A 20087-nucleotide genomic window follows, 5' to 3' on the forward strand; every position below is an offset into this window, starting at 1 on the left:
ATCTCTTTCAATTTTTTATTACATATACCTTTTTACTTGGCAACTCCAAACAATTTAGCTGACCACCATACACAGCCCCGCCATCAATTCCAATAATACGATTACTACCAAAATACACTCCGCAATCCTCACTACTATGAAGCGTCTTTGTTTCCGTATGCCCAAATACAACAACCTTTTCACCGCTATATCCATTATGAAATTCATTACGGATCCACATTAACGTATATGGTTCAGATTCAGAAACTCGTTTCATCGGCTCAACCCCAGCATGTACAAATATATACTCTTCTGTTTCAATGTAATGATCTAATTCTTGAATAAACTTTATATGTTCCTCTAATACAGAAGATTGTAAAATCGGTTTTTGGAAGTCTTTCTCATTAACCGCAATATCTTCTTCTACAAATCCATAACTATATAATGTCTTATCTCCACCATTTCTTTTTACCCAATGGTTCCATGAACGTTCCTCATTTGTCGTTAACGCCTTAATCATCATATCTTCATGATTTCCTTTTAAAATGAGTGCTCCCTCTTCTTTCAATTCTTTTACCTTTTCAATTACAGCACGCGCATTTGGACCACGATCTACATAATCTCCCAGTAAGATTAATTGATCCTTTTTCGCATTATATTGAGCTTCTTTCAACAACTGTTCGAACTTTTCTATTTCTCCATGAATATCACTAATAACAAGAATTCTTTTCATATTATCCCCCCTCTTTCTAATTATAGTTCAAAACAACGGAAAATTCCGAATCTTAACCTTGAATTAAATTTCCCCCGCATTAACGGGCAGTAAGCCCCCCACCTCAAAATTCAGCGGAAGCAAAGAAGTTAGGTGGGGGTAGGGCTGCCCGTAAAAGCCCTATTGGTGAGGGCTAATAATCAGTGGGGGATGAAGAAAAGCCCCATTGATTAAAGTTTCACTTTATTACAAACTAAACAATTACCCTTACAACAATGTAAGTCTCTTGTCATCCAATTCGATAGTTGTAATTACTGTATTTCCTTATACTGAGAGTAAGAAATGAAACAAAAAATAAGGAGAGATGAAAAAAGTAATGGAAGTTGTAGTAGCGGTAGTAGAGGTTTTCGTAAATGGTAAACAAGTCGCAATGGGGTTAAATAAATAATGAAAAGGACAACATTCACTCTAGACCCTTTACTCATATAAAAGAGATAAGACTTCATCATTTCTTTGATCCCTTATCTCCCTATAAAGAAAGCCGTATCCCTTTTATGAAGTGCACCCCAATTGTTAGACACAGTCTAACAATTGGAGGTGCATTTTTTATGGCTAAATTTTCTTCAAAAGAAAAAATCCAAGCGGTGAAACGATATTTAGATGGTACAGAAAGTGGAAAAACAATTGCTAAATCTATAGGAGTTAACCCTAGCGTACTTCGTGAGTGGATTAGACGATATGAGTCTTCAGGTGAAAAGGCCTTTGAAAAGTGCTATACATTCTACCCAGCCCAGTATAAACTAGATGTACTTTATTATATGAATGAACACGGGACATCTATCAGAGAAACAGCGGCACTTTTCAATATACCGTCTTATGAAACACTTCGGAAATGGAAAATAGCTTATGAAACAGGAGGATTGGATGCCCTACAATCAAAGAAAAAGGGGCGTCCAACCATGAAAGATAAAAAAATAAAACCAGTAGATGAAGGATCAATCGAAGCCTTACAAGCGGAAAATGAGCGTTTACGTATGGAAAATTCATATTTAAAAAAGTTGAATGCCTTAGTTCAAAACAAAGAAAAATCACCAAACAAGACAAAGCGCAAGTAATCTACGAGTTAAGGCATGAATTTCCTATCAAGGAGTTACTTCAACTCGCAAACATTCCACGTAGTACGTACTATTACTGGATGAAACATTTTAATCGTCCTGATCCAAATGCGGAGGTAAAAGAACTGATTCAAGCTATTTATAATGAACACGATGGGTGTTATGGTTATCGTCGTATTCGTGATGAACTTATGAATCGTGGACACAAAGTAAATCATAAAAAAGTGTATCGTCTTATGAAAGAATTAGGGTTAAAATGTCTGGTTCGTATGAAAAAATATCGCTCTTACAAAGGGACAGTTGGGAAAATTGCACCAAATATTTTAAATCGCAACTTCCAAGCTGAAAAACCAAATGAAAAGTGGGTTACAGATATTACGGAGTTTAAGTTATTTGGGGAGAAGTTATACCTATCACCAATGTTGGATTTATTTAATGGTGAAATTATCACGTATACAATTGGTTCAAGACCGACCTATTCCCTTGTTTCAACGATGTTGGACCAAGCCCTTTATTGTGTAACCGATCCGGATAAACTCCTCATTCACTCTGATCAAGGTTGGCACTATCAAATGAAACAATACCGTCATTCTCTTAAGAATTGTGGCATAACTCAAAGTATGTCTCGCAAAGGAAACTGTTATGACAATGCCGTTATTGAAAATTTCTTCGGTATCATGAAATCGGAATTTCTGTATCGAAAAGAATTTGAAAGTATAACACATTTCAAACAAGAGTTAGCAAAGTATATAGAATACTATAATCATAAAAGAATTAAGGCAAAATTAAAGGGTATGAGCCCAGTACAATACCGGGCTCATACCCTAGAGGCTGCCTAATGAAACGACCTGTCTAACTTTCGGGGGTCACTTCACACCCTGAACGGCTTTTCTTATTAAGTTAAATCACGTTTTAAAAACACAGTATATGAAATACATAAAAATACGAACAAATAAAGTAGTAACATACATGATGCAAACGGGAATGTTACTCCATCAATAAAACTTCCATTCTTTGAAATACTATATAAATCTGTGTTTGCTGGCAATAAATATTTCGCCCAGTTATATCTAGTGGCTGCTAATAACGCAATATTGCCTGATAAAGCAAGGAATAGTGAAATACCAATTGCACCTCCACTAGATCTCGTTAACACAGAAATCATAAATGCAAACGATGCATACACAACCGTTGGTAACCATGATAAAACATAATATTTACTTGCTTCCACAAAAATATTTTGTTTTATTATATTTCCATCTTGGAAAATAAACTCACTCCATGCAGGCTGTTGGAATTTATAAATAACAAGTCCACATAAAGCGGAGAAAATCATATTAAATATAAACAATAAAGCTGCAAATATAACGATTGCTAAAAACTTTGCTGTTAAAATTTTAAATCGACTCGCCGGACGGATTGTTAAAAATTTATATGTTCCCCAGCTATATTCATTCGCAAAAATTGTACTTGCATACACGAGGATAAATGGGAGCAAAATTGGAAATACGATAAAACCTGTATCTCTCATGAAAGAAAGTGGAGAACTGCTTGCCGGTGCTGTATCCGTATCTAAATGCTTCATCTTAAGCTGGTATTCTTTTACAAGCTCATCCCCTGATTTTTCTGCTAAAATAGCTTCTTTTTTCATGCCAAGCTTTTTCTCAATTTCTACAGTACGTTCTGTATAATCTACTTTCCATCCTTTTGTTTCCGGTTCAAAATACTTTACCGTAACCCATCCTAATCCGATTATTAATACTGCAATAACTGCAAATGGAATAATCGTTCGCTTCCGCTTAAATATTTTATACAGTTCATTATATACTAAATTAAACAATATCTTTTCCCCCTGTTAATTCTAAAAATTGCTCTTCTAACGTTTTTCTTTCTTCATATACACGATACACTTGAATATTTTTCTCAAGCAATGTACGAATAACATTTGGGATTTCTTCATCTTTTACATTAATAAGTAATTCATTATCTTTTACTAAAACATCATGCCCTAATATTTCCGCTGCTTTATTCGCATCATCTACACGTATACGGATCGTCTCCATCTCTTCGCTTTGGCTATGCTGAATATTTTGCGTAGCCACATATTCCCCGTGCTGAATAATGATAACTCTGTCACACATTAATTCAACTTCTGAAAGTAAGTGACTTGATACAAGTACAGCTTTTCCTTGTTCATGTGCAATTTTTTTTATGTACATTCTCATTTCATGTATTCCACTAGGGTCTAATCCATTTGTCGGTTCATCTAGTATCAACACGTCTGGATTGTGAATAAGCGCCTGAGCGATTCCTAAACGTTGTCTCATGCCGAGTGAATACGCTTTTACTTTGCGATCAATTACTTGTCCCATCCCTAACAATTTCACTACTTCATCGATACGTTCTTCAGTCACATTACCATTCATTCGTCCGAAATATGTTAAATTTTCATAGCCACTCAAAAAAGGATAAAATTCAGGTGTCTCAATTACCGCTCCAATTTTCGCAGCGGTTTTTTCGAATTGCTGTTTCACAGATTGACCATCAATCCATACTTCACCTTCTGTCATACGGATCATACCAACCATCATTCTCATTAAAGTCGTTTTTCCAGCACCGTTTGGTCCGAGTAAACCGACAACCTCGCCTTTTTTCACTTTAAAACTAATATTTTGTACAAGTGTCTTTGATCCGATTCGCTTCGTTAACCGATCGACTTTTACAATTGATTGTTCATTTGTCATTCTATACAACCTTTCCTTCCCATTCTTTGTCAGGTCTTTTCACTGTAACATGATTATTTTTATGTGTAAAATAGAAAAAAGCATGATTTCTCATGCCCTTTCTTTAAACCGCAACGAATTTTCACCCTTTAAACTTCGAACAAATCGATAACATTGCATCATCGATATTAAAACGACAGTCATAATAATTATACTAATAATTACAACTGCATATATTGTAATTGGCGCACTATTTATTCCTTGTATCCCTGCGATTTTCATAAAGATAACCGTGAATAATTTCAAAAATAGCATCCCATTAATTAATCCGGAAACAAATGCTGCTCCATAAATGAATAATTGCTCCTGACATAATACACATAGTACCTCTTTTCTTTTCATATTTTCTGCTACATAAGATGTAAACTCCTCCCTCCTCACATGCAAAAGAGAGTACATCATTTTATATGTAGTAAAAATACATATGAAAATTAATACAATAAAAAGTGTGTAAAAATACATTTGAAATACAAATGCATCCCCTACTTTCAAAATAGCTCCTTCATTAAATTGTAACGATATCATAAAAAACAAAATCATAGTACTCATAGCAATCCACATAAATTGCTTCATCCTTTTGGTAGCAAATGTTCTAATATTTTTTCTCGCTAACCGACATAAAGACATAACATTCTTCCCCTACCTTATTACATACACATTCTATACTACTAGTGTATAAAAATATGACATTTTAAACATCGCACTACAATCGGAATTTCTTCTAAGTCTTTAGTCCTAGAAAACGAAATGATAAAAAAATCACATTTAGAATATAATTGTAAAAAGGAGGAGATTGCATGCGTATAAAATTACTATCAATCTTGTCTTTATTATTACTCACAAGTTGTAGCCAACTAAAAAACAATGAAATTGCCATTGTTGAGCCATACAAATTAACAAAAGAGCAAGCTTCTATTTTACAAATGACTCCTTTTCAAGAAAGAAATAGCATGTTTTATAACGTTACGCTTAAAAATGATAAAGATGAAATAAATGCTACAATTGATTATTATAACAATGGTAAAAAAACAAAAGAAATTGCTAATATAGCTACCTCACATTTTTCAAAAAAGAAAGTAAAGCTTTCTTTTTTACCACCACATTTCCAATTCGATAAAGATATACAAGAAAAAAGGCAGTGGTATATGAATATTGAAGGTGGTTCAACGCTTGTTCATGAAGAAGAACCACGAAGCGTAAATAGCTCTGCAACTACTACAATTCAATCTATAAAAAATTTAAAATACAATCAAAAAACAACTTTAGCTGCTGTAATTCAAACCAGTAAAGAAACTGTAAGCGTTCCTACCATTGATGAAGAAACAGGTATTGATCTACTCTTAAAAGAAAATGAACACGTTTATCTATTTAGTATCGAGCTAAAAAAAGAACAATAAAGCGGAAATGCAACTTAAGTTGCATTTCCGCTTTATTGTTTAATAAGGTGTACTTTTATGGATTTGAATTAAATCTATTTTCTGTTACTACTATTATTCATCTTCTACTTCTATTCTTTTCTTCTCTCTTGCAATTTTTAAAAACTCTAGCAGCTCTGGATTACTATTCATTTTTTTGTAAGCCACTGACATTTCTGCCACAAAATTAGAATCATATAACTCTTTATATACAACTTCTGTTTTATATAACTTATTTGCCGATACGGGTATTACTGTAATTCCAATCCCTGCTGCTACAAGCCCCATAACTGTTTGATACTCTGTTGCTTCTTGTACAATGCGTGGACTAAATCCAACTTCTCTGCAAAGAGATAAAATTGTATCATACAAAGCTGGCCATACTGGTCTCGTAATAAATACAAACGGCTCATCTCGTAAATCTTCTATATGTATTTCATCTTTCTCTGCAAGTGGATGTGCCTTTGGTAAACATAAGGTGCAAGATAACCTTTGAATTGGCTCTAATTCTAATAATTGTGTTGGAATTGGTGGACGTAAAAAGCCAATATCGATACGGTTATCATGAAGTGCATGAACTTGATCTGGTGTTGACAATTCATGTAATGCAACAGACACTCTCGGAAATTTCTTTCTATATTCCCTAACAATTGATGGTAAAATATCATATATCGCCGCACCTACAAAACCAATTGAAAGTGATCCTACTTCTCCCCTTTGTGCACTTTGTGCAACTTCTACTGCTTTTTCAATTTGTTCAAACGCTTTTTTTACTTCTTTTAAAAACATTTCTCCTGCTTCTGTTAGTTCAACCTTTCTTTTCGTTCTTGAAAATAATGTAACTCCCATTTCTTTTTCTAATTGCTGTATTTGTTGACTAAGTGGTGGTTGTGTCATTTGTAAACGAGCAGCTGCCCGTCCAAAGTGTAACTCTTCTGCCACAACAACAAAATATTGCAAATGCCGTAATTCCATTTTTGGACACCCTTTTCACTTTCGATTAATACGTCTAATATATTAATACCATATAATTTATATATTAGACAAATATTTCGAATGAACGTATAGTAGAAATTGTTAATTCTTTTTTACAATTTTTATGTAAAAAAAGAAAGAGGTGGTTACTGTATGAAATGGTGGAAGTTAAGCGGACAAATTTTATTACTATTTTCTTTCGCTTGGACAGGTGAATGGATTGCAAAACAGGCACACCTCCCAGTTCCAGGAAGTATAATCGGTATTTTTTTATTATTAATTTCATTAAAATTTAACCTAGTTAAAAAAGAATGGATACAGGACGGAGCAGATTTTTTATTAAAAGAACTTATTTTATTTTTCATCCCTTCTGCAGTCGCTGTCATACGTTACAGAGATACACTAACACAATATGGAATCGATCTCATTTTAATTATTATGATTAGCACTCTTTGCGTTACCTTAGTTACAGGACTTTTAACAGAATTGCTACTAAAGCGGAAAGGATCAACGCAATGATCGGATTTCTTTGTTTACTATTAACACTATTCACATATTGGATATCAAAAAAAATGTATCAACGTTGGAATTGGAGTCTACTTTCTCCTCTTCTCGTCTGTCCCATTATTTTAATTGCTTTATTGCTCGGATTAAATACACCTTATGAAACATATGAATCTGGTGGTCACTGGTTAACTGAATTATTAAAACCCGCAACAGTTGCTTTTGCATGGCCAATCTATAAATACTTTGATTTATTAAAGAAACATGGAATGGCTATCTTACTTAATGTCATTGTCGGTTCGTTTTTATCAGTCATTACTTCAGCACTACTAGCAAATTATTTTCAAATTGATTCATCACTAGAACATAGTTTAGCTCCACATATCGTAACAACACCAATCGCAATGGCTATTTCAGAAATGATTGGTGGCATGTCACAATTAACTGCTGTATTTGTCGTTTTAACTGCCTTAACAGGAGCATTGCTCGGTCCTTCTCTCATACGTATTTGCCGTATTAAAACAGCAATCGCAAAAGGTATTATGTTAGGAACAAGCGCAAATGGAACCGGTACATCAAAAGCATTCGAAATCGGTCCTGTGGAAGGAACGATTGCAAGTTTATCTATGCTTTTAACAGCAGGCGCTAGTTTAGTTATCGTTCCGCTTTTCTTGTCTTGGATACATTAAAGAAGCAAGTATTTACATACTTGCTTCTTTATCTATATATTGGCACAGCAATTCATAATCCTCTGGAAAAGCTAAACACAATTGTTCAACTTCATGTATCCCTTTCCAAGCAATTTCATGTATTAACTCATCAGGATCTTGGATTTTCATATTACCGCCTATTTGTTTAACAAAATAATAATGGACATACACTGGAACACCGTATGTAATACCCTCTTTTTCATATATTTTATTTACAACTTCCACATTGTAACCTGTTTCTTCCCAAACTTCCCTAATACAACATTCTTCTAGTGTCTCTCCCTTTTCAAGTCCTCCACTTGGGACAGACCACCTTTTTTCTTCTCCCTCTTTTCCCTGCAGTACCATTAAAACTTCATTTCTTTCATTTACACATACCGCTGCACTACCTATCCATCTCTCCATAAACATCCCTCCCCTACTAAAATTCGCCCTCTTTTTTATTTTCCCCTTGAAAAAAAGAGGAAAATAATAAAACAATGACGAAAAATTACATCAACTTCATAGACAATCCCTTTTTAGAAATTAAAACTGGAAGGATGAAAATATGATTTCTAATTATGTTGTGGAATGTGTCTTTTGTGAAAAAAATCGAAAGCCTCGCCAAGCTATTGTCACCGTTCCCGCCACTACTCAGCTACTAGCCATTGAAAAAGTGCGTGCAGAATGTAAACGTCGTTTCGGAAAAGCTTTATTATTACAAACAGAAATTAAAGAAGAAATAGTTTTTGAACAAAAAGAAAGCTGACCATCAATTGGTCAGCTTTCTTATCCGATCATATTTCACATGAAGATTAGGGGCATCCTCTTTAAGGATCGGGATTTTCCCATTATGTACGTTCCATAATGGTCATCGAACAATATATTTCTATGCAATTAACTATTGAATAGAATAGGGCAAAACTTGTTCGCATTTTTAGAAAAGGGATAGGGATATAATTCAAGTAGTACTTCGAATACTCGAACTTTACACTCATAATATTAAAACAAATCCTTTTATATGGGAAATATGAATTACCTACATAATTCATTCGTAAAATATATTAATAGTTTGCTATATTAATTTTATCCCGCTATTTGTAAGCAGTCCCCCCTACTTATTATAATTTCACTTTATTCCATCAATAGCATACATCCAGCTAAAACCGGTGTCATAATCATCGAAAACCTCAAAAGCATTCGCGGTGCATAATTTGTAAACTTCGCGCCAATATATGCCCCTAACATGGTCCCAATTAATACTTGCAATAACAATATATAATCTAAATATCCTTCCGAACTATATCCTAGCCCGCCTCCAATTGCAATCGGTAATATAACAAGCATCGTTGTCCCTACAGATTGCTGAATCGTTAGTCCCAATAGAACCATTAATCCAAGTTGAATAAACGGTGCAGAACCAATCCCAAATGAACCAGCCATCATTCCAGTAACTAATCCAAGGCATATACATTTCAACAAGTAGTTAACGGGAAACTCTTTATGTTTATATAAAGACGACTGTTCTTTGTTTTGGAACATAATTAATTTAATAAACATAAAAATTGCCGATAAAAATAACATCCCAGCTGTAAACCAATGAAGAAGATGAGCTGGTATAAGTGAACCAAATTTAGAACCAATATAAGAGCCAATTGCGCCAAATCCCCCAACAATCCCGCCTATAATAAGTGCTACATTGCCTTCACGGTAATGACTGACAACACCTGATAATGTCGTAAACGCCATTGCGGTTAAAGATGTTGCAAGAGCAACATGAATAGGAATATGGAATACTAAAGTGAGTATCGCGATAATAAACCCAGCTCCTCCAGCTCCAACAAATCCTAATAAAATACCCATTACTAACATTGTTATAATAATTGCCACAGACTTTCCCTCCAGTAACACAATTATCCATCATATTTATCCTTACATACAAATAAAAAGCATCCTAAACGGATGCTTTTTATTTCAATGATATGTACTTAATCTTGATTAATCAAAATAACCGCTGGACCAGCGACTACTACTCCAGCTACTTCTATCTTTTCAAATTCCTTTACTGTAATAGATATAACTCCTTCTCTTTCCATCAATTCTTTACTCAGGACATCAGTCGGGATTGCTTTCACCGTCTTACCTCCTTTTCATTTATACAATATGATAAAGTGAAACTTTCATCAGTGGGTTTTTTGTCCGTACTTATTGATTATTAACCCTCAGCAATCGGGCGAATAATCACCCAATGCATCTATATATATGCATCACCTCCGCTTTCATTCCTTATTCCACTCAAAAACCTTCTCCCCCTTCCGTGACATATTGAAAAATAAAAAAGAAGCTATAACATATAGCTTCCCTCCACGTTTCTTTAATCTTTATACACCGTATATTCCATAACTTTACCATCTCTATTAAATTGTAAAACAAGCTGTTCGCTATCTATTGGAATAAAGCCACGTTCAGTCCCAAGATAATACAAAGTGATAACTCCTTCTTCCCCACTTCTCGTTTCCGTTGGGGCTCCTAACAATTGTGTAATTTCTTCATTTGATTTCCCTATTAATTTATATTTTTGTAATAGATCATCTACCATATGTACCCGCTTATCTGCATGATTTAACCATCTATTCTGATTAAACTTTGATGTATATTCATTTACACTTAATTGTACAGTGCACACTATTAATGGTATGAGTGCTACTATTAAAACCCCCAACATTTGCTTCTTTTCTTCATTACGATTTTTAGAAACATATAAAATAACCCTTTGAATCATGACTAATAAAACAAATGGTATGAATACTACAAAAATGCTCCTTACCCTTAAGGGTATATGGACCATATCAATGAAGAATATAAATACAATGTACATTACTATATACAAACAAAAATAGCCATACAAAATACTACGCAGCATATCGTTCAGAAAGATCTCCCCTTTTAACTCACTATATAGTTCATCCGGCTAATCATTTCTCGAATCTGTTCTAATTCTTGCTCTGTATATACTACTGTCCCTGTTAAGATTTCATTTCTGAAGAACGTTACAATTTGCTCCCGATCTTTTAATCTAGGTGTTTCCTCACTAGAAAGGTCTACTATTGCTTTTCCATTTTTATTATAAAAATATACAACTGGTTTTACCTTTTCTTTTATACTATTAGCCTGCATTTCATTCAAACAATTGTATAAAATTTTAGATAGTTTCTTCGCCTTATATACTGGATTCCCTTCATTTTTCACTTGTATAGTTGACGAATCTTTACCTACTATATATTCAAATGTCTCTTCTTTATCAACTTCTTGTTGATACTTACCCATTTCATCAATCATAAATGAATATATACCAGCATTTTCTTTCGTTAAACCATGAATTAATTTCTCGTTCCATTCTTTCGTCTCCAGTAGATAAATACCAGTTTTGCACAAGATGAGATGATGGATTCTATTATCGTTTATTTCACTATTATTTTTAATAAAAACATTCGGCATGACTTGAATTTCAGCATCTAATATGATACCTTGCTCTATGAATCCTCGCTTCATATAATGTAATGTTTCGTACGTATTCATTTCAGCACCGTTTTTAGTATATTCTCGTAAATTTGCAATTAATTTTTGAAACATATGTATTTCGTTATTATGTTTATTTTGCATTTCACTACGTTCTTTACTATGCTGCATAGCTAATTGATTTTTCATCATACGCATATTTTCAATTTCTCTATTTGCACTTACTTGTAAATCATTGTATTTTTTCTGTTCCATATTTTTTAAATTATTTTGTTGTTCTTTATGCTCTATCACTGTAGCTGCAATTTCATTTTTATACGTTTCAATCGCTTGTTTCTTTTCAAATTCTACTTGCTGACTCTCTGATTCTAACTGTTTATTTTTATAAAACAGCACAAATGCTACAGCTAATAATATTAAAATCGCACCTATTAGCACATAATTCATACTTTTACTCCTTTATTTCATTTTCGATTATTTTTTATAAATATATCTACTATAGTATACTATGGTTTCGATATAGACTTTGTAAAAGTTGTATATTTTTAATAAAAGGCACCTCTGACGGGGCACCTTTTATTTTCACTCTATTGTACACCATACTGAATATAACTCGGATCGTAGTATATCCATTGATTTGTCCCTAAGCAAAGCCATCCATCTTGCTTACTCCATACTCGATACGATTCACCCTGATGTAACTGTCTTATAACATTTCCATTTAATGATGGAGCATCACGCAAATTTACATTATCACCAGTAATAGTCGCCACATAATGTTTATACTGAATATAACTCGGATCATTATATACCCACTGATTTGTCCCTAAACAAAGCCATCCATCTTGTTCTCCCCAAACTTCATATGTTTCGCCACGATTCAATTGGCGAATTACACTAGACTGTAAAGATGGTCCACTTCTCAAATTCACATTATCTCCATTAATTATAGCAACCCCGTACACTGGAGTTGCATTATTAGGCGGGGAAACATTACCTCCACCACTTGCTCCATTCCCTTTTAAAGCTTCTAATGAAACTGCAGCTGATACATCACAATTTCCTACGCCTGAAATTTGTCCAGAATCTGTGTACTGCCACGCTGTCCATCCACCAGCATCAGCAGGCGGTGTACTCGAGTATTTAGCAATCCAAAGCGGTATATCACTTAATCCGCTAATTCTGAACTCATTAATATACCAAACTCCTGTATATAACATTACATCTTTTCCAGTAGCCTGTTTCACATAATTTATGAAGCTTCTTGCCCAATTCGATATAGCGTTACCAGTTAAATTACTGTTGCTCGGATCTGTTGGTGATTCTAAATCCAGAACTGGCATTAAGTCTGTCTGGTTACTTTGTAATATACTCACAAAATATTTCGCCTCTGAAATTGCATCATTTTGTTCTGGACGTGCAAAATGGTATGCACCAATTAATACATTCGCACTTCGGGCTGCTTGTACATTTTTAGTAAAAGTAGGATCAATGTAGTTTACACCTTCTGTCGCTTTTGCATACGCTGCTGGAATTCCAGATGCCTTCACTGCATTCCAATCAATATTCCCTTCCCAATGAGACACATCAATAAACGTAACATTTGAACTTGATCTGTTTTACATATAAAATCTCCTATCAATTTTTTTACTTCGTATACATACAATATGTACAAGTTTCATAAGAGGACACGACATTTATGCTATAGAAACAAAGAGTAAACATATTTTGTATACAAAATAAAAAAGACCTTGTGTTACAAGGCCTTTTGCAAACTCACTTTATTTTGTAGCAAGTACATATTATAATACAAACCTTGCTCACTTAGTAATTCTTGATGTGTTCCTCTTTCTACTATCTCCCCATCATGCATCACAAAAATTTGATCTGCATCTTGAATTGTAGATAACCTATGCGCAATGGCTATCGTCGTTCTACCTTTTCGCATTTGTTGCAACGCTGTTTGAATAGCCTCTTCTGTTTCTGTATCGATATTAGCTGTTGCTTCATCTAATACTAATACTTTCGGATTCGTTGCTATCGTTCTAGCAAAAGCAATTAATTGTCGTTGACCGCTTGAAAATGCTGCACCTCTTTCTACTACTTCTGTTTCATACTGTTTTGGTAACTTTTCAATAAACGTATTCGCTTGCACAAATCGAGCAGCTTCTTTTACTTCTTCATCCGTAATTTCTTCATTATACATACGAATATTTTGCTTTACATTACCAGCAAATAAAAATGCATCTTGCAATACGAGTCCTATTTTCTTTCTAATTTCTCGTTCTTCAAATTTTTCTAAATCTACACCGTCTATTACAATATTTCCTGACTTAATATTATAAAATCGCATTAACAAATTCATAATCGTACTTTTTCCGCTACCAGTATGCCCAACAAAAGCAACCGTTTGCCCTTGTTTCACGTGAAATGATACATTTTTTAAAACGTCACGCTTTCCATCATATGAAAAAGTAACATTTTTAAATTCAATATCTCCATCCACGACTTGAGGATTCTCATTGCCTTTTTGAACCGGTGCTAAATCTTTCTCGTCCATTAAATGAAATACACGTGATGACGAAACAAGTGCCTGTTGGAAAAAGGACAATTTCATCATCATCTCATTTACAGGTTGGAAGAAACGATGTATATAGTTAACAAAAGCATATAAAACTCCTACTTCAACAGGGCTCTTTAAAGCATCAATCCCAAATAAACCTAGTACTAACGCAATAGCTACAATATGCACTAAATCCGTAGCTGGTCGTAAAAGTAATGCGTCTAACTTCAAAGTACGTCGCCCTGCACTATAATGTTTATTATTCACTTCTTCAAACTCTTTTCTCATACGTTTTTCTTGTCTGAAAACTTGAACAATATTCATTCCTTGTATGGACTCGTTCAACTTTGCATTTAACACGCTTAGTTGATTACGTACTTCTAAATAAAAAGCTGCACTTTTCCGGCGATATAATACCATAATCGCAAACATTATCGGAATTAATACGAGAGAAAATAGCGCTAATTTTACATCTAATAAAAACATCGCTACTAAAATGCCTACTAAAAAGACTACATTTTTCACAAATGTTGATAATACACTGACATAAAAATCTTTAATCGCTTCCGTATCATTCGTTATACGAGATACGAGCGTACCAATTGGCGTACGATCAAAGAAACTTAATGACAGCTTTTGAACATGTTCATATACTTCAACTCGCATATCTTGAACAATCTTAAAAGCAATGTTCTGAAAGTACAATAGATTTAAATACGTAAATAATACTTTTAATAAATGAGCAACTATGTAAATTACAAATAAAGTAACGAGCGCTGATCGTTCAAAATCCCGCGGTACTAGGTGTTCATCGAGGAATTGTTTAATTAAAAAAGGACCCATCATTTCCGTTACTGTCGCACCAACTAAAAAGATAAATGCTAAAGATAGCAACCCTTTATATGGCTTCATATAGGAAAGCAATCTACTTAAATCACTTCGCTTCTTCTCTACCATCATACGCCTCCTTTCTCGACTAAAGCTTCTAATTGCTGGCTTTCATACATTTCCTTATACCAGCCGTTTTCCTTCATTAATTCCTCATGTGTACCTCTTTGTACAATTCTACCTTCATCAACAACAAGAATAAGATTGGCATGCTGAATTGCACTTAATCGGTGTGCAGTAATAATCGTCGTTTTCCCTGCTCTTTCCCTCTTTAAGGCACTTAAAATCGTCTCTTCTGTTTTTGCATCTACTGCTGATAAACAATCATCCAAAATTAAAATTTCAGCATTTGTTAATAAAGCACGAGCAATAGAGATTCGCTGTTTTTGACCACCAGATAACGAAACACCTCTTTCCCCTACTACTGTTTCATATCCTTCTGAAAATTGGAGGATGTCATTATGAATACAAGCAATCTCTGCAGCTTCGGTAATTTCATTATATGTAGCATCCGCCTTTCCAAAGGCAATATTCTCACCAATACTTGCTGAAAATAAAAAATGATCTTGCGGCACGTATGAAATGGCAGAACGGACACCATGAAGTGTTATATCTCGAATATCTCGCTTCCCAATTTTTAATTCACCATTAAAATGATCATACTCACGGATTAAACATTTTAATAAAGTCGTTTTCCCTGCGCCTGTACGTCCTACAACTCCTAGTGTTTCACCCTTCTTCAAATCAAAGTGAATATCGGTTAAATGTAACAATTCATTTTTCTTATACGAAAATGAATCAACGGCAAACGAAACATTACCGCTCGCTATTGTATGTACAGCATTTTCGCTATTTACTACATCTGATTTTTGTGAAAGAATTTTTTCTACACGGTCATATGATGCACGCCCACGCTCCATAATATTGAACAACCACCCAAACGCTAACATTGGCCAAACGAGGGTACCTAAATACGTCGTAAATGTAACGAGATCACCTACTGTTAATTCACCTCTTACAACTAATACCGATCCATAACATACTGCGATTAAAAAAGAAAATCCAACGATAAGAGAGATTGTCGGATCAAATAACGAATCAATACGTGCAACTAACACATTTTTATGTACAACATCTTCTGATTTTTTTCGAAACGCCTGCAAATCTTCTTTCTCTTGTCCAAGAGACCGGATTACCTTCATCCCACTCATACTCTCTTGCACTTTATCATTGATTTCCGAAAACGATTGCTGTGCTTTATGAAACCTTTTATGTAATAACGTTCCATAATAATTTGTCGAAATGGCTACAATCGGCATTGGAATTAAACTTAATAATGTTAACTTCCAACTAATTGTAAAACCCATCGCTACGAGTACACATCCTCCGACAGCTAATGAGTCAACAAGCGTCAAAACACCCGCTCCAGCAGTTTGCTGGATCGCTTGAATATCATTGGTCGCATGTGCCATTAAATCACCTGTTCGATTTGACTGATAGAAAGATGGACTCATCTTTGTAAAATGTTCATATAAATTTTTTCGTAATTGGCGAGCTAATTTTAATGAAGACCCGAAAATCATAATACGCCATATGTAACGTAATATGTACATCGTAATACCTACAATTACTAATAATACAACCCATTTTAGTAACTTATCGGTCGTCAATGTTCCATCATTAATTTCATCTACAACGATTCCAATTACTTTTGGTGCTACAAGTTCTAGAAGTGCAACGCCAAACAATAAAATAATTCCAGTTATGTACGCTCGTTTTTCTTGTTTAAAAAACCACGCTAAATTCATAAATACTTTCATTTTTTTCCTCCTCCCTTAAAATGAGCGATGTTTTCAGTTTACCAAAAATACAGAATTTTTAAAAGTTTTAAAACTATAACTAACAAAAAGAAAGACACTCTTAGCGAGTGTCTTTTAGCGCTTATTTCATTTGTTGCTTGTTCATCGCGCTCATCATTTGATTGATTTTCTTTTGGGAAGGTTTTTGTCCCATTTGCATCATCATCATTTTTAACATTTGTTCGTTAATTGGTGGATTTTTTTGTAAGTAATTCATCATGTATTTGCGGGCAATGAAAAATCCTAACGCCACGCCTGCTACTAGTGCTACTACGCCCACTAGAATACCTAACCAAATTGGCATATATTTTCCTCCTTCATGTTGTCTACCTTACAGTGTACTAAAACCTTTTCAATAAGACAAGATACAATTCGACATTTTTTACACATATGTTCGTACTTGTTTTAGAGGATTCAGCCATCCGTACTTTGTATTTTCATAATCCATTGCTAAAAATGTTAATTCACACTTTCTTAACACCTCAAAGAATGTCGTTTCCATAGAGACATTTCCAGAGGTATTCATACGAATATAGTGCGGTTTCACCATTATTTCGCCGTACTCCGCTCCCGTATAAAGTGTATGTGTATGATGTGTTCTATCATATTTACCAAGAACGCGCAAAGCTTGTTCTAATTTATGATGAATTTTCATTACTTGCAATGGCATCGTTATATACATCATTTGCTTATATAACACTTTTTTCTCCGAAAGGGACCCAGATTCTGAAAATCGAGCAAATAAATCAAAAAACAAATATTCACGACCAAAATAAGCTTTCGCAATATCCTCTTGAATTAAATACAATTCATACGTTTTCATTTTTCCACTCCCAATCTGGACAACCTTTTCTCTTCATTATATATAAGAAAGTTTGCAATGATTGTCTGACTGCGGAGAGATAAAAAACTTTTTCTGTCGAAAAAACTCATTTACATAGAAAAACCTCTCCATGCCGGAGAGATTTTTCTGAAATCATTAAAGCATTTCTTTTACTTTACGAACAACGTTCTCTACAGTAAATCCATACTCTTCCATAATCTTCTCACCAGGAGCAGAAGCACCGAATGTATCGATACCTAACACATCTCCTTCAAGACCTACGTAACGGTGCCATCCGAATGTAGCACCCATTTCAATTGCGAAACGTTTTGTTACTGCTTTTGGTAATACAGATTCTTTGTACTCTGCAGTTTGAGCTTCGAAGCGATCCATAGATGGCATGCTGACAACAGCTGCGTCAACGCCGTCTACTGCTAATGCTTTTTGAGCTTCAACAGCTAGGCTTACTTCAGATCCAGTTGCAAGTAAGATTACATCAGCCGTTTCTTTCTTGCTTGCCGAAACTACATATGCACCTTTTGCTACTTTTTCATACGTATCTTCTTTTGCACCTTCTAATGTTGGAAGGTCTTGACGAGTTAATACTAAAGCAGTTGGTTTGTTTGTAGATTCTAAAGCTAGTCTCCAAGCTGCAACAGATTCGTTACCATCAGCAGGACGGATAACAGAAACATTTGGCATTGCACGAAGCGCTGCTAATTGCTCGATTGGTTCATGCGTTGGACCATCTTCACCAACAGCGATACTGTCATGTGTGAATACATACGTTACTGGCAATTGCATTAATGCTGCAAGGCGAATTGCTGGGCGTAAGTAATCAGAGAATACGAAGAACGTACCACCGTAAGTTTTTAAACCGCCATGTAGTGCAATACCGTTCATTGCTGCACCCATTGCGAACTCACGTACACCGTACCAAATGTTTTTACCGCTGTAATCATCTCTTGTAAAGTCTTTTTCGTTATTCATGTATGTCTTGTTAGAACCAGCAAGGTCAGCAGATCCACCGAAGAATGATGGTACAGACTCTGCAATTGCATTAATTACAGCACCAGAAGAATTACGAGTTGCTACTTTTGATCCTAATTCATAAGTTGGTAAGTTTTGCTCCCAACCTTCTGGAAGTTGACCGTTCATTGCTGCTTGGAATTCGTTTGCTAATTCTGGGTATGCTTGCGCATATTCACCTAGCATCGTGTTCCACTCAGCTTGCGCAGTTTCGCCAACATCTTGTACTGTTTTACGGAAGTTGTCATATACTTCTTCTGCTACATGGAAGTCTTGCTCAGCAGTCCAAGCATATGCTTCTTTCGTTAATTTTGTTTCTTCTACACCAAGTGGAGAACCATGTGAAGCTGATTTTCCTGATTTGTTTGGAGAACCGAAACCAATTGTCGTTCTTACTTCAATTAGCGTTGGGCGTTTTTCGTCAGCTTTCGCTTCTTCAATTGCTTTCGCGATTGCTTCAATATCGTTTCCATCCTCAACACGGATTACTTGCCATCCGTATGCTTTGTAACGATCTTCTACACTTTCAGAGAATGAACGATTTAAATCGCCATCTAATGAAATATCGTTTGAATCGTAAAGCACAACAAGACGACCTAATTGTAAATGAGCAGCTAATGAAGATGCTTCAGCAGAAACGCCTTCCATTAAATCTCCATCACCACAAATAGCGTATGTATAATGATCTACTACATTATACACATCACGGTTATATTTAGCAGCTAAATGTCTTTCTGCCATTGCCATACCTACAGCAGTTGCAATACCTTGTCCAAGTGGACCAGTCGTTGCATCTACACCAGCTGTATGACCATACTCAGGATGTCCTGGAGTTTTGCTTCCCCATTGACGGAAGTTCTTTAAGTCATCCATTGTTACATCATAACCAGATAGGTGAAGTAGGCTGTATAATAACATTGAACCATGACCTGCAGATAATACGAAACGATCACGGTTAAACCACGTTGGGTTATTTGGATTGTGTTTCATAAATTGAGTCCATAATGTATAAGCCATTGGTGCTGCACCCATTGGCATTCCTGGGTGACCAGAGTTTGCTTTTTCAATCGCATCGATGGATAATGTGCGAATCGTGTTGATAGAAAGTTGTTCGATTGAATGTGACATGCTATTCTTCCCTTCGCTTATATTAGTAAACGTTTTATACATTTATATGATAGCTTCCCACGCAAGATTATACAACATGTATCGACAAATATGTTGATGTTTTTTT

At 34.9% G+C, this 20087-nt stretch carries 21 protein-coding genes; 5 read left to right on the plus strand and 16 right to left on the minus strand.

Annotated elements, in window-relative coordinates:
- Positions 1 to 7: 7 nt before the first annotated feature.
- The gene (locus F3I02_RS29490) at positions 8 to 712 is read right to left on the minus strand and encodes a metallophosphoesterase family protein (RefSeq protein WP_000821985.1); all 705 of its coding nucleotides are present in this window, start codon (positions 710 to 712) and stop codon (positions 8 to 10) included.
- A gap of 587 nt (positions 713 to 1299) precedes the next feature.
- On the opposite strand from F3I02_RS29490, the gene F3I02_RS29495 reads away from it, so the two are divergent.
- Positions 1300 to 2645 (plus strand): IS3-like element ISBth10 family transposase gene (locus F3I02_RS29495; protein WP_085960089.1). Its coding sequence is split into 2 segments (ribosomal slippage): positions 1300 to 1741 and positions 1741 to 2645, totalling 1347 coding nucleotides; the frame shifts between segments, so codons are not numbered across the junction.
- Positions 2646 to 2701: 56 nt separating this feature from the next.
- Here the strand turns inward: F3I02_RS29495 and F3I02_RS29500 are convergent.
- The 3 genes from F3I02_RS29500 to F3I02_RS29510 form a co-directional block, all read right to left on the minus strand.
- Positions 2702 to 3646 carry an ABC transporter permease gene (locus F3I02_RS29500; RefSeq protein ID WP_000482759.1) on the minus strand — a complete coding sequence of 315 codons (945 nt, stop codon included), beginning with the start codon at positions 3644 to 3646 and terminating at the stop codon, positions 2702 to 2704.
- Positions 3639 to 4550, minus strand: a complete 912-nt coding sequence (locus F3I02_RS29505) for an ABC transporter ATP-binding protein (protein WP_196478682.1) — start codon at positions 4548 to 4550, stop codon at positions 3639 to 3641. The genes F3I02_RS29500 and F3I02_RS29505 overlap by 8 nt, the downstream gene beginning before the upstream one ends.
- Positions 4551 to 4640: 90 nt before the next feature.
- A complete protein-coding gene (locus F3I02_RS29510) occupies positions 4641 to 5216 on the minus strand; it encodes an FtsX-like permease family protein (protein ID WP_196478683.1) in 576 nt (191 codons plus the stop codon).
- 170 nt (positions 5217 to 5386) lie between these two features.
- Here F3I02_RS29510 and F3I02_RS29515 point away from each other — a divergent pair, with 170 nt between their 5' ends.
- Positions 5387 to 5986, plus strand: coding sequence for a hypothetical protein (locus tag F3I02_RS29515; RefSeq protein WP_001220627.1), 600 nt, complete (start codon positions 5387 to 5389; stop codon positions 5984 to 5986).
- A 93-nt stretch (positions 5987 to 6079) separates the two neighbouring features.
- Here F3I02_RS29515 and alsR read toward each other — a convergent pair whose 3' ends face one another.
- Positions 6080 to 6979, minus strand: a complete 900-nt coding sequence (alsR, locus tag F3I02_RS29520) for an acetoin biosynthesis transcriptional regulator AlsR (protein WP_000423234.1) — start codon at positions 6977 to 6979, stop codon at positions 6080 to 6082.
- Between the two features lie 153 nt (positions 6980 to 7132).
- On the opposite strand from alsR, the gene F3I02_RS29525 reads away from it, so the two are divergent.
- Entirely contained in the window at positions 7133 to 7498 is a 366-nt protein-coding gene (locus tag F3I02_RS29525; RefSeq protein WP_000872376.1) for a CidA/LrgA family holin-like protein, read from the plus strand.
- A complete protein-coding gene (locus F3I02_RS29530) occupies positions 7495 to 8172 on the plus strand; it encodes an LrgB family protein (protein ID WP_000578962.1) in 678 nt (225 codons plus the stop codon). The genes F3I02_RS29525 and F3I02_RS29530 overlap by 4 nt, the downstream gene beginning before the upstream one ends.
- Before the next feature lie 12 nt (positions 8173 to 8184).
- On the opposite strand, the gene F3I02_RS29535 is transcribed toward F3I02_RS29530, so the two are convergent.
- Complete coding sequence (locus tag F3I02_RS29535; protein ID WP_000442982.1) at positions 8185 to 8598, minus strand: NUDIX hydrolase; 414 nt, start codon at positions 8596 to 8598, stop codon at positions 8185 to 8187.
- 142 nt (positions 8599 to 8740) lie between these two features.
- Here F3I02_RS29535 and F3I02_RS29540 point away from each other — a divergent pair, with 142 nt between their 5' ends.
- On the plus strand, positions 8741 to 8941 hold the full coding sequence (locus F3I02_RS29540) for a DUF3903 domain-containing protein (RefSeq protein ID WP_000625227.1): 201 nt from the start codon (positions 8741 to 8743) through the stop codon (positions 8939 to 8941).
- Positions 8942 to 9306: 365 nt separating this feature from the next.
- Here the strand turns inward: F3I02_RS29540 and F3I02_RS29545 are convergent, their stop codons facing one another.
- The 10 genes from F3I02_RS29545 to tkt all read right to left on the minus strand — a co-directional run bounded on the left by F3I02_RS29545 (position 9307) and on the right by tkt (position 19981).
- A complete protein-coding gene (locus F3I02_RS29545; protein WP_000974657.1) occupies positions 9307 to 10062 on the minus strand; it encodes a sulfite exporter TauE/SafE family protein in 756 nt (251 codons plus the stop codon).
- Between the two features lie 98 nt (positions 10063 to 10160).
- Positions 10161 to 10307 carry a BC1881 family protein gene (locus F3I02_RS29550; RefSeq protein WP_000644411.1) on the minus strand — a complete coding sequence of 49 codons (147 nt, stop codon included), beginning with the start codon at positions 10305 to 10307 and terminating at the stop codon, positions 10161 to 10163.
- 239 nt (positions 10308 to 10546) lie between these two features.
- Positions 10547 to 11095, minus strand: a complete 549-nt coding sequence (locus tag F3I02_RS29555; RefSeq protein WP_000946312.1) for a hypothetical protein — start codon at positions 11093 to 11095, stop codon at positions 10547 to 10549.
- A 23-nt stretch (positions 11096 to 11118) separates the two neighbouring features.
- Positions 11119 to 12138, minus strand: coding sequence for an NERD domain-containing protein (locus F3I02_RS29560; RefSeq protein WP_001110270.1), 1020 nt, complete (start codon positions 12136 to 12138; stop codon positions 11119 to 11121).
- Positions 12139 to 12278: 140 nt separating this feature from the next.
- Positions 12279 to 13277, minus strand: coding sequence for a GH25 family lysozyme (locus F3I02_RS29565; protein ID WP_000020118.1), 999 nt, complete (start codon positions 13275 to 13277; stop codon positions 12279 to 12281).
- 170 nt (positions 13278 to 13447) lie between these two features.
- Complete coding sequence (locus tag F3I02_RS29570) at positions 13448 to 15211, minus strand: ABC transporter ATP-binding protein (RefSeq protein ID WP_000229522.1); 1764 nt, start codon at positions 15209 to 15211, stop codon at positions 13448 to 13450.
- Positions 15211 to 16962, minus strand: a complete 1752-nt coding sequence (locus tag F3I02_RS29575) for an ABC transporter ATP-binding protein (RefSeq protein WP_000862451.1) — start codon at positions 16960 to 16962, stop codon at positions 15211 to 15213. Before F3I02_RS29575 ends, F3I02_RS29570 begins: the two co-directional genes overlap by 1 nt.
- Positions 16963 to 17083: 121 nt before the next feature.
- Complete coding sequence (locus F3I02_RS29580; RefSeq protein WP_001123317.1) at positions 17084 to 17305, minus strand: YneF family protein; 222 nt, start codon at positions 17303 to 17305, stop codon at positions 17084 to 17086.
- Positions 17306 to 17383: 78 nt separating this feature from the next.
- Positions 17384 to 17824, minus strand: a complete 441-nt coding sequence (gene sirA / locus F3I02_RS29585; protein ID WP_000860645.1) for a sporulation inhibitor of replication protein SirA — start codon at positions 17822 to 17824, stop codon at positions 17384 to 17386.
- 156 nt (positions 17825 to 17980) lie between these two features.
- Entirely contained in the window at positions 17981 to 19981 is a 2001-nt protein-coding gene (gene tkt / locus F3I02_RS29590) for a transketolase (RefSeq protein WP_196478684.1), read from the minus strand.
- Between the last annotated feature and the right edge of the window lie 106 nt (positions 19982 to 20087).

It is taken from the genome of Bacillus sp. SRB3LM, from assembly GCF_015712745.1.
GTDB lineage: Bacteria > Bacillota > Bacilli > Bacillales > Bacillaceae_G > Bacillus_A > Bacillus_A thuringiensis_K.